The following is a 12,149-nucleotide window of genomic DNA, read 5'->3' on the forward strand; positions in this document are numbered from 1 at the left end:
TGTGTGTAAAAGTATAAAGTTATGACATTTGTCGGAGAGAATAAAGAAAAGGCTTTTACTGCGGTTTTTGATAAGAATTACGAGACCTTGTGTTTGTATGCAGTGAGGTTTACCGAGGATCTCGTGGAAGCGGAGGATGTGGTGCAGGAGGCGTTCGTGCGTTTTTGGGAAATGTATCGGGATCGCTTAACCGTCGAGAATGCTCGGCCTTTATTGTACCGTATGGTTCGGAATATGTGTGTTGATCGTGCTAGAGCAAAACGATGGAGTACTGTGGATGCGGAAGTGATGGCTGATCAACTGGTATATTATTTTCAACCGGAATCCGAGGGGGACTCTAAGATTGATTTGTTGATGGAGGCGGTCAGGAATTTACCTGAAAAGTGCCAACAAGTGCTTATTGCCATTTGTTTTAACGAGAAAAAATACAAAGAGGTGGCGGAAGAGATGTCGGTTTCCGTTAACACGGTAAAAACGCAGTTGGCTAGGGCTTTAAAGTTGTTGAGAGAGGGGCTGAACAAGGAGGATTTCGAGTTGTTCCTTACTTTTTTTATATTTTCTTGCTAATTCTTTTCACCCATTCTTTTACTTTTTCCGTTGTATTATTAAACGATCCTTTAATAATATCTTGAATTTACCCTATTTGCTACTTTTTATTTTGAATTGTAAATTCATTTTGACGCTTATAATCAGTTAATTAAAAAAAGTATTCTTCATCTTCTATTTTCCTGCAATAATCGATCATTTTTTAAGATTTTATGATGAGCGAAAATTGGGAAGAGATTATATGGAGAGCGTTGCGGGGCGAGTGTTCTGCGGAGGAGTTGGATCGGTTACAAGATTGGCGTAACGAGTTTTTTGGGAACGAACGAGTGTACGAGGAAATGGAGGAGTTTGCCGAGATGGGAACCTTTCTGAAAGGGGTGGATTCGTTGCATAAAGATCAAGCATTGGAGAATGTTTTGAAGCGAACGAGGCGGGGGGCGGTTACTCGTTTCCGGTGGTTGCGTTACGCCGCCGCTATCTTGTTTCCATTGTTGTTGGTCGGGACATTGGTTTACCTTTTTGAGGTTAGGGAGTGGTCGGGCAAGGAGTTGCCCGGACCTGTCGCCAAACAGATTTTGCCCGGGGGACCTAAGGCTGTTCTTTATCTTTCGGACGGGCGGGTGGTTGATTTGAACCGAGTGGCCGATTCAGTTATCATGGACGGGAGTTCTGGGCATAAAATCGCATTGTCGAAAGAGGTAAATGCGTTGAATTATAGTCAGGTGGCAACGAGTTGCGGGAAGGCAAGTGAATTGGTGTATAACCGGATCGAGGTACCTCGGGGTGGAGAGTATATGCTGGTGTTGTCCGACGGGACCAAGGTTTGGTTGAACTCGGAGACGCGGTTGGAATATCCGCTCGTGTTCGGTGATGCTAGTCGGGACGTGCGATTGAGCGGGGAGGCTTATTTCGAGGTGACGAGGGATACGGCAAGACGTTTTAACGTGATGATGGAGGGGGCGACAATCGAGGTGACGGGTACTTCTTTTAATGCGTCTTGCTACCCGGGGGATGGGCGGTGTGATGCCGTGTTGGAAAGCGGTAAGATCAATTTATTGACAGATCACGGGACTACCGTTGTCAGTGTGGGGGAATGTGCTTCTTATGATATCGCTTCGGGGAAGGTTCGAGTGGAGGCGGTTGACTTGAAGTATTTCACGTCATGGCGATACGGGACGTTTTATTTTTATGACACGCCATTGTCGGATATCGTGCAAAAGTTGGGACGTTGGTACAATGTGAATTTCAAGTTTGCCGACGATTCGTTGCGGGAGGTGTGTTTTTCGGGAGCGGCTTTGCGGAGCAAGCCTATCGATTTTATGCTTGAGTTGTTGACAAGTACGCAATCATTAAATTTTGATATACAGGAGGATGGAACTATCGTGATATACAGGAAATAAAAAGAGGAAGAATTGGACCTCTTCCCCTTTTTTGTTTAAATAAATCTCTCCGGCAAGAGAGAATTAATAACTAATAGTACACAAATCTATGAAAAAAAAGTCAAAGGATGGCACTTTTCTGTTTGGAAAAGTGGTGCACAAATTTTGGAAAATTATGCGATTGCAGCTATTGATTATTTTTGTGACTCTGTTCCAGCTACATGCCGAGAACAGCTACACGCAGCAAAAGGTGAGCATTTTGTTTAAGGATGCCGCGATTGAGGATGTGATCCGGGAGGTCGAGGCCCAGTCGGGTTACGTGGTGGTGTATAATAACACGTTGTTGAGGACGGTGAAACGTGTTACGGTTACCTTGCGGAACGTGAATGCCGTGGAGGCTTTGAATAAGGCTTTGCAGGGAAGTGGGTTACATTGTAAGTTGGTGGAGGATTTCCTGGTAATTGCCAAGGGAGAGGCGAAGACGGCCCCGGAGGATGACAAGGGAAAGAAGATTGAGGGACGGGTGACGGACAAGGATAAGATGCCGTTACCGGGGGTAACCGTGTTAGTGAAGGGGACGAAATTGGGCGTGGTAACCGACACAGCCGGGAGATTCCAATTGACGTTACCCTTGGAGAAAGAGGTGACTTTACAATTCTCTTTTATCGGGATGAAGTCGCAAGAGGTGAAGATTAAGGATTATAAGCCGCTTATGGTGGTGTTGGAAGAGGAGGCAACGGAGGTGGAAGAGGTCGTGGTGAACGGTATTTTCTCCCGGAAAGCGGGAAGTTTTACCGGTTCGGCCTTGACGATGAAAGGGGAGGATTTGAAACGGGTGAGTAATTCGAACGTGTTTGCCAGTTTGAAGAATCTCGATCCTTCTTTGATGATTTTTGATAATCTGGAGTTCGGTTCCGACCCGAACAAGATGCCCACGATGGCTTTGCGAGGGAAGACCGCTTTTGAGCTGGAATCGGATGATATTGATTTGAAAGGAAGTTATGCGAATGACCCGAACGCTCCTTTGTTTATTCTGGACGGTTTTGAGGCTTCGGTTCAGAAAATTGCCGATTTGGATATGAACCGGGTGGAGTCGTTGACGATCTTGAAAGATGCTTCGGCAAAGGCTATCTACGGTTCCAAGGCGGCCAACGGTGTGATCGTGATCGAGACGAAAAAGAACACCGAGTCTTCATTGCGGATTTCATATAGCGGGAGCGTGGAGATTCAAGCACCCGATCTTTCTTCTTACAACCTGACGAATGCGGCGCAGAAATTGGAGATCGAGAAAGATGCCGGGTTGTATTACGATAAGAATCTTTCGACCTTGTTCAATTTACAAAAGGATTATAACAAGAAGTTGGCGGCCGTGGTATCCGGTATCGACACGGATTGGTTATCAAAGCCACTGCGCAATGGTGTCGGGACGAAACATGGTATTTCTTTCGAGATGGGAAATGAACGGTTGAACCTGATCGTCGGGTTTAGCTATAATAATATTCAAGGGACGATGAAGGGGTCCGACCGCACGAATTACGAGGGGAGTGTGTCGATTTCGTATCGTTACAAGGGATTGAATTTCAGGGATAATCTGGCGATCACGTCCAACGTGGCGAATGATTCGCCTTACGGGGCGTTCAGCGAGTATGCGGCGTTGAATCCTTACCTGACCCCGTATGATGAGAAGGGGAACCTGGTACAGAATGCCAATATCATTCCGGGAAGCGATAATTTCGTCGAGAATCCCTTGTACAACGCTTCTTTAAACACGAAGTTAGCGAGTAAGTATATTGACGTGACGAATAACTTTAGCGTGGAGTGGATGATCGTGATGGGTTGGAAAGTGACGGGACGTTTCGGGGTGACTGAGAAACGCGTACGGGCGGATGAGTTCTACCCGGCGAATCATTTGAAATTCAGGAGTAATTCCGGAGAGGATTTGTTCCGGAAGGGAAGTTATAAGATGAACGAGGGCGAGGAGAAACGATTGAGCGGGGACGTGAACATGCAGTTTTCGAAAGAACTCGCCGAGAAGCATTACGTGTTTGCCAATGCCGGTTTTACTTTATCGGAGGCTTATTACGAGGAGTTAATTTACGAGGCGGAAGGTTTCCCTCACGACCGGATGAATGATATCATTTTCGCCCGCCAGTACGTGAAGGATTCTAAACCCACGGGACGGGAGTCCACGATCCGGGATATTGCCGTGCTGTTTGCTGGTAACTATGCCTATGATAATCGTTTTCTCTTGGACGGTTCTTTCCGAACGAGTGCTTCCAGTCAATACGGGAAGAATAATCGTTGGGGACAGTTCTGGAGTGTCGGCGTGGGGTGGAATATTCATAACGAGACGTGGATGAGGGATTCTAAGATTCAGCAATTGAAGTTGCGGGGGTCTGTCGGGTATACCGGGGCGCAGAGTAGCGAGGCGTATGCTTCACTGGCTACTTACGAGTACGATCTGGATCGGGTGTACATGGGATTTCTGGGATCGAAGTTGAAAGCCATGCGTAACGAGGATTTGAAGTGGAAGGAGAAGTTTGATTATAACGTGGGGTTGGATTTTAATATCGGGCGTTTGTTGAGCGTGAAGTTTGATTACTATATCGGGAAAACGAAGAATAACGTGTTGGATTTTGACCTTCCCACTTATACCGGGTTCAAAACGGTGAAAGAGAACGTGGGGGACGTGGAAAACAAGGGGTTTGATGTCCGCTTGAGCGTCACGCCGTGGAATATGCCGAAGGAACGAGGTTATTTCACGATTACCACGGCTATTTCACGCAACAAGAATAAGATTACCGGGGTGTCTACCGCCATGAAGAATTACAACGAGAAGCAGGACGAGAAAGCGAGTAGCAAGTTTTATAATAGACCGGTGCAGAAGTACTATGACGGGGTTTCCCTGGACGCGATCTGGGCGGTTCGTTCTTTGGGGATAGACCCGACGAACGGGCAGGAAATTTATCTGGACAAGAACGGGAACCGGACGTACACGTACCGGGTCTCCGATCAGGTGGTCTGCGGTGACAAGTTGCCTGATTTCCAAGGAACGGCCGGGTTCATGTTTAGTTACAAGGGGATCGAGTTGAACGCGACGTTCCGTTTCCAGTACGGGGCACAGATGTATAACCAGACGTTGGTGGACAAGGTGGAAAATGCCTCGCTTAAAAATAACGTGGACAAACGCGTGTACGATGGTCGTTGGCGTAATCCGGGAGACTTGAAACCTTACAAGACGTTGGGAAACGTGTGGGTGGAAGAGGAGAGTGAGTATAAAGATGAAAAGACACAGTCAACGTCCCGTTTCGTGCAGGATCGTAACGAATTGAGTCTTTCTTCCCTGAGGGTGGGGTATGATTTCTGGAAGCATGATTTCATCAAGAAAGTATCCATGGAGCGTTTGAGAATCGAGTTTTACATGAATGATGTATTTATGTTGTCGTCGATCAAGACGGAAAGGGGTACTTCTTATCCTTTCGCCAGATCGTTCAACTTTGCTATACAAGCTACATTTTAATACTATTGATTATGAAGAAAGTACGTGATATATTTTGTGTTTTACTGTTGTTCTGCACGACGATGTCTTGCGAGAACTGGTTGGACGTGGACCCGAAGACGGAGATAAAGTCCGAATTGATGTTCCAGTCCGTGAGCGGGTTCAAGGATGCCTTGATCGGGGTTTACCTGACGTTACGCGATCCGGAATTATACGGCCGGGAGGCCACGTGGGGATTCGTGGATGCTATCGGGCAACAAACGGACGTGCAGGATCAGTCTTCCGCTTATTATAATGCTACCCGTTATAATTATTCCCAGACTTCGGGCGTGTCCGATGCCCTTTGGTCCAAGGCTTTTAATGCTATTGTCAACCTGAATAATATGTTGGAGAATCTGGACGCGCAGGAGAATCTGTTTACCCCGGCCACTTACGGGGTGTTGAAGGGGGAAGCGTTGGGGTTACGGGCATTTCTGCATTTTGATTTGGTGCGGTTATTCGGCTGGGGCAATTTGGCGAAGAAACCGGAGAATCTGGAGAAGTTGTGTATGCCTTACATGACGAAGTATGACAAAATGTTATCCGATCAATTGACGGTAGGTGAGGTGTTGGCCCGTATCGAGGAGGATTTACAAGAGTCGATAGCGTTACTGAACGATAATGATCCTTATGGGTTGGCTCCCAAGCCGGATGATTATGATTTGCCGAACGAGGATAAGTTTTTCGACAACCGGGAAAAACGGTTTAATTATTGGGCGGCGGTGTGTACGCTGGCCCGCGTGTACATGTGGATGGGCAAAAAGAGTGAAGCGTTAGAGTTGGCGAATTCCTTTATTGAAAAAGGTGGCCGTACTTCTTGGATTGATTCGTACACGATTGATGCCTATTATCCGAAGGATCGGGATTTGACTTTTTCAAGAGAGCATGTCTTTGCCCTGGATATCGCAGAGCTTTTCGAGACGATAAAGCATTATATTAATCCTGATGCGAACGATCCTAACCGGAATGCAGATTTATTGTGTCATTCGAGTGAGCGAGCGAAGAAGTTGTTCGAGGCGGAGGACGGGAAAAGTACGGACTATCGTTATAATCACTGGTACAACACGGTAAATAATTATTTCGACGGGTGGGCTTTCTATAAATACTGGGAGGTGGAAGATTACGTGCACGGAAGTGTATTACCCTTGATCCGGAAACCGGAGATGTATTATATTGCTGCGGAATGTTTGCTGGGAACTGGCAATGACGCTGACCGGATAAAGGCAATCGAGATTCTCAACACGGTAAGAAGTAACCGGGGGCTTGCGAAGCTGGGAAACGATATGACGGCGGGAACGGTGCAGGATGAGATCACGAAAGAGTATCAACGAGAATTTATCGGGGAGGGACAGTTATTCTATTATTACAAACGCTTAGGATTTGAGAAAATTCCTTATGCCACGAAAGCGGGCAGTGATGCGGTTTACGTGATTCCGTTACCCTCGGGAGATGTCGGTTTGGGGGGAATGGAAGATTACAAGAAAAAGTAATGAATTATAAAGAGTACGCATATGAAAAGTATGAAACAGATGATAATCAGGTTGATGATGGCGGCATTGGCGGTATGTGCGTTTATGTCGTGCGAGCAAGAAGAGACCATGATGTACCAGCAGGCGGCGGGTGTGAAATTTATGTACCAGGCCACGGATGAGTATAGTTTCGTGGATAATTACGGGGAAACGGTACACTTGTATTACATCACGGTTGCCACGACGGGAGATTCGGTTGATTATGAACGGAAGGTGTCGATCGCTTTGGTGGAGGATGACACGAATTACGTGAACACGGCTCGTCCGGAACAGTACAAGTTGTTGGAAGGCGTGGTTCCTGCCGGGTCTTTCGCAGGTGAGGTTCCCGTTGAGATTCATTGCACGCCGGACATGAGCGACAGTAGTTTCGTGGTGAATATAAAACTGGTACCTAACGAGGATTTCCCGCTTGCCGGTTTTGATAAGCGTTATTTCGAGTTGTCAATGACGAATCAGTTGGTTAAACCCAAGAACTGGGGTAATCTTGCCTTCTATTTCGGGCAACAATTCTCGATAAGTTGGTATCGCTTTATCCTGAACGTGTTGGATGTGTCGTATATTCCTTATCCGACGGCACAGGAAGGAGACGAGAAGTGGAGTTACAATCAACTCTTGGCGAATGCGGGGAAAGTGAAGGCTGCGTTGATCCAGTATAACCGGGAGCATCCGAACGATCCCCTGCGACATGAAGACGGGGATTATGCGGGCGATGAGGTGAAAATGCCTTAACGGGATGCTTTTAGAATAATGTTTAATATCGTAAAGAAGATGATAATGAAAAGAATATCGATATTTTTATTACTATACATGGCTTTCGTGGCAATGTCTTGTTACGATGATAATTCGGCCAAGGATTTCAAAATCGTGAAACCTATCGTGATCGAATTTGCCGGGGCGGAGACTTCCGTGAAGATTTTTCAATTTGATACATTGGAGATTAACCCGATTATTTACAAGAATGGCGTGTCCGACGAGAATTTGACATACGAATGGAAGATTCAGGGAAACGAGTATCCCGAGACTGTTTTGTCGACCAAGATGACATTTTGTGAACCTATTTCAGCAGCCCCGAACAGTAAGGCGTATGATTTAATCTTGACTGTGACCGATAAAACGACTGATATCCAAGAATTTTCCCGGATATCGGTGACCGTGGAAAGTTCTTTGGGCGAGGGATTACTGGTTGCCGACACGCGTGACGGGAAGACGGCAGATGTGTCTTTGATTATGGCGATGAACTTTACCCGCGGATTATTGGAGAAAAATAATAAAGTATACCGAAATATTTATTCGTCTGTAAATCAACATAACCTGAATGGATTAGTGAAAGATATGCAGTCACTTGTGAAAAGTGATTCCCGAACATTGACTATATTGACGGAATCAGATATTTATCGAGTTGATCCTTTTGAATTTGCGGATTGGGAGATGAATAATGATCTTTTCTTTGTGCCGATCGAGGGAGAAATGCATCCTGAGGGGATGATGGTGAAGGATTACGGGGGCATGGAATACCTGAAAATAGACGGTAAATTGTATCCGCGAAATTCATCGTGGGGGAATTTGTATTATAATTTTTACATGTTCATGCCTGATTTAAGTGACTATAACATAAGTCAGATGTTGATTTGCGGGGTATATTATTACGCTACACCTTATGCTTTTGATGAAATTAAGAGTCAATTTGTACAAGTGAATAGTTATTCGGATGGTTTTTTACAGTTTCGGGAACAGAAGCCGGGGTTGTTGTTTGACGTGAATAACGTGGGACCGTATGATGCGATATACATGGGAGAAGGAGAAAATACGCAGTTGATGACCGTTTTTAAGGCTGAGCAAGGGAACGATTATTGGCTTGCCGCCATGCAGACCAAGGAGGAGGATAACGGGACTAATTTACCCACGGGACGATACGTGTTGACGAATTGTTCTGGTATCAATGAAGCTGTCGGCTTTGCCGCTTCCCCGATCTCGAATGATTTTTACTATGCGACAAAAGATCAGATTTACACGATAGCACTGGGAGAGTCTCAAAACGTGACATCGGAAAGTCGCTATACCGTGGATAAGGAGCGGGACGGGGAAATTACTTCCATGATGATGTGGCGGGGAGAATATGGCCGGATGAACGTGTCTAGCGAGAGTAGTTCTACCGGGATCACGACACAAAATGCACAGTATCGTATGTTGATTATCACGACTTACAAGGAATCAACCGGGGAAGGGAAAGTGATTACCATCCCGATTGTCAAGTTGAGAAGCGGTACGTTGGAACCGAATCGGGAGATTCACGGGAGATACGAGGGATTTGGCCGGATTACGAAAGTGGCCTATAATAAAGTGGGTAACTAAAATGAACGATTTTATGAGAACAAGATTAAGAAATATGACTTGTCTGTTATTATTGACAGTGGGTTGGGTGGCTTGTAATGATGACGATGATAATAACGTGAAGGTGGGTGTACGTCCGGTTAACCCCGTGCGCGTGAGCGAGATTACCGGGCATAATGATCACTGGGGTGATTACACGTTGAAGATTCAATACACGAACGACAAGGTGGCAGGCATGAGCCGTTACGATAAAGACGGGTATCGGAAAGGAGGGCTTTCGGTGACGAAGGAACAGGGCGTCACGACGTATGCCGTGAATGATTACGTGTATAACGTGGATGTCGATTCTATCGCCCGGCTGGACACTTGGTTGAAAGGAAAATACGGGGTGGGGAATTACTCGCTGGAAGATAGTATCCCCACGATAGCCAGGACGTTGTACAAGGTTGACGTGACGCTTGACGAGGAGAGCACGGTCACGCAACAGGTGTTCAGTTATTATATTCCCAAAACCGAGTTCGGGACCGGGGATGATTTTGATAATACCTACACGTTGGATTACAAGGAGACTTTTATTTACGAGTACGGGGAAGGTATCTCAATCGTGAATTCTCGTTCTTTTCATGACACCTATGCCCCGGATGATGCTAAGAATTACGTGACTCGCGCTCTTTATAAATACGAGTACGAGTATGACGGGAACCGGATCGTGACGAACCGGATTTACCGGGTGAACAATCATAGCGAGGAGAGTTGGGATTTGATAGACGAGCGGGCGTACGCGTATTCCGGTAACGGTTTGATGTCGGTGAAAGGCGACGGGTATTCGCTGGAAAGGATTTATAGTGATGCCCGGGCCTTTTCGTTGAACCTGAACGGGGCAGCGACTTCCTACACGTTGAACGAATACGGGTTCCTGATTAAAAGCGATAATGGCAAGGGCGAGGTGATGAACGTGACTTACGAGCCCGGGAACGGTAATTTTTATCACCTGTACCGGTTGGATCGGGAACAGGAAGGTTTCCCGGTTATAAAATAGTGATGCGTGTTGTTTAGAGGGTGGGGCAGAAGTTTTTTTGCTTGCTAATACTACCCCCTCCAGCTTCCCCTTACACGGGTAAAGTGTTGATTACCAAGCATTCCTTGCACGGGAATGGGGTGATAACCAAGCGGTTTTTCCCCCCGTGTAAGGGGGAGCCGGAGGGGGTAGTTACACGGAATAGACTTTTGCCTCGTCCCTCTTTAAATTTTAAGCGGAAAAATATGGCAAGTTGTTTGAGATGTTTGATCTTGTTTTTATTCTTGGGGAACGTTGTCCTCGCGGGAGACAATAAAGTGCGTTGCGTTATTCGTGGCGAGTTGGTCGGGATGGATGCGAAGGAGGTGCTTCTGGTGGATGCGACGGTGGATTCCCGTTATCACGGGACGTATGTTCCGGTGAAGGATGGTCGCTTTGAACACGTGCTGGAATTGCCGCACGTGGAAGGTTATAAATTGATTTTCGTGACCCGTGACCCGAGGGTGTGGTATACCGTCCCGTTCATGGTGGAGGACGGGGAGGTATGTATCACGGTGAATGCTGATAAGAGTTACACGATACGGGGAGGGGAATTTAACGAGAGGTACCGGGACTACCGGGAGTTGCGACTGCGAGAGGTCGGGTGGAAGCGCTTTACTTTCATGCATGAATTTTGCACGGGACGATGGGATGAATTGTACTATTTCCTGGTGGTGGAGGAGTTGCAGAGACGGCAGGTGTATCAAGACGAGCCGGATGACGAGCTGGAAAAGGCTTACCGGGTGTTGGCGGTGAAATTCCCTTCCAGTGATTATACCCGTCTGGGGAAGATGTTACTCGATGGTTTCCGGGAAATCCGGCCGGGAGGGCGCTACGTGGAGTTCGAGGCCCCGGATTTGGAGGGGCGCGTGGTGGAGGTCTCGGACGTGATCCGGGGGAAAGTTGCCGTTATTGATTTGTGGGCTTCCTGGTGTATGCCTTGCCGGGCGAAGGCAAAGGCGATGATCCCGCTTTACGAGAAGTATAAGGATCGGGGGTTCGAGATCGTTGGTGTGGCGCGGGAGTTCAAGAACACGGATCGCGTGAGACAGGCGATAGAACAGGACGGGTATCCCTGGCTGCAATTGATCGAGTTGGATGATAGTCGCCGGATATGGACTCGTTACATGCTGGGGAATGCCGGGGGAGGCGTGTTTCTAGTTGATCGGGACGGGACGATTTTAGCCGTGAACCCGAAACCGGAGGAGGTACAAAGTATATTGGAGCGAATATTATGAAAATATTTTATTTTTAGAATAAAAAATACCTGTTCGATATTAGGCTCGTTTTTAGTTAAAAATGGCCTAATTTTTATTACATATATTCACGTATTTTAAATACCTCTATAACCCGCGCTAGACGTGGGCTAGAGGGGGTATTCTACTGGTATTTTACTGGTATTCTACTGGTGTTTTACTGGTCGTTATACAGTAGAAATGCGGTAAAAAAATGATATTTTACCAGAAGAATGATGTTTGTAGCCCGTTTGTTGAATTTGTAGTGATCGTGTTTGAATCCTTGATAAATGTCTCGCGGGGAAAAGTGTGGGGGATAATTTTTATTTGCAGTTACTGATTTGCGTGAATAGCGAGACGGGTGGAGACACGGGTTGCGGTGAGTTGCATGTATACACTATTCAGGATGGTAACGCGGCTCCCGTGAAATTCGGAAGTTTTACCGGGTTGGGTAGAATCGTGGGTGTGGCTTTTAAAGAGAAATAAAACTCCTACTCCCTCCAACTCCCCCTTACACGGGGGGAGGGTTGATAA

9 protein-coding genes are annotated in these 12,149 nt (G+C 46.6%); all 9 read left to right on the forward strand.

Annotated features, from left to right (window positions below):
• The first annotated feature begins 21 nt into the window (after positions 1 to 21).
• The 9 genes from DWW52_RS14650 (at position 22) to DWW52_RS21030 (ending at position 12,101) form a co-directional block, all read left to right on the forward strand.
• On the forward strand, positions 22 to 567 hold the full coding sequence (locus DWW52_RS14650; RefSeq protein WP_118716252.1) for an RNA polymerase sigma factor: 546 nt from the start codon (positions 22 to 24) through the stop codon (positions 565 to 567).
• Between the two features lie 194 nt (positions 568 to 761).
• Positions 762 to 1,946, forward strand: coding sequence for a FecR family protein (locus DWW52_RS14655; RefSeq protein WP_158582612.1), 1,185 nt, complete (start codon positions 762 to 764; stop codon positions 1,944 to 1,946).
• 154 nt (positions 1,947 to 2,100) lie between these two features.
• Positions 2,101 to 5,445: a SusC/RagA family TonB-linked outer membrane protein gene (locus DWW52_RS14660; protein ID WP_158582613.1), complete on the forward strand. Its 3,345-nt coding sequence runs from the start codon at positions 2,101 to 2,103 to the stop codon at positions 5,443 to 5,445.
• Between the two features lie 11 nt (positions 5,446 to 5,456).
• A complete protein-coding gene (locus DWW52_RS14665) occupies positions 5,457 to 6,953 on the forward strand; it encodes a RagB/SusD family nutrient uptake outer membrane protein (protein ID WP_118716255.1) in 1,497 nt (498 codons plus the stop codon).
• A gap of 30 nt (positions 6,954 to 6,983) precedes the next feature.
• Entirely contained in the window at positions 6,984 to 7,721 is a 738-nt protein-coding gene (locus DWW52_RS14670; RefSeq protein ID WP_158582614.1) for a DUF4843 domain-containing protein, read from the forward strand.
• 45 nt (positions 7,722 to 7,766) lie between these two features.
• Positions 7,767 to 9,344 carry a PKD-like family lipoprotein gene (locus tag DWW52_RS14675; protein ID WP_158582615.1) on the forward strand — a complete coding sequence of 526 codons (1,578 nt, stop codon included), beginning with the start codon at positions 7,767 to 7,769 and terminating at the stop codon, positions 9,342 to 9,344.
• Positions 9,345 to 9,357: 13 nt separating this feature from the next.
• Positions 9,358 to 10,362: a hypothetical protein gene (locus tag DWW52_RS14680; RefSeq protein ID WP_148315379.1), complete on the forward strand. Its 1,005-nt coding sequence runs from the start codon at positions 9,358 to 9,360 to the stop codon at positions 10,360 to 10,362.
• 224 nt (positions 10,363 to 10,586) lie between these two features.
• Entirely contained in the window at positions 10,587 to 11,618 is a 1,032-nt protein-coding gene (locus tag DWW52_RS14685; protein ID WP_148315380.1) for a TlpA disulfide reductase family protein, read from the forward strand.
• A gap of 306 nt (positions 11,619 to 11,924) precedes the next feature.
• The gene (locus tag DWW52_RS21030; protein WP_158582616.1) at positions 11,925 to 12,101 is read left to right on the forward strand and encodes a hypothetical protein; all 177 of its coding nucleotides are present in this window, start codon (positions 11,925 to 11,927) and stop codon (positions 12,099 to 12,101) included.
• The last annotated feature ends 48 nt before the right edge of the window (positions 12,102 to 12,149 follow it).

Origin of the sequence: Odoribacter sp. AF15-53, assembly GCF_003479425.1 — a bacterium.
In the GTDB taxonomy this organism is placed as follows: Bacteria; Bacteroidota; Bacteroidia; order Bacteroidales; family Marinifilaceae; genus Butyricimonas.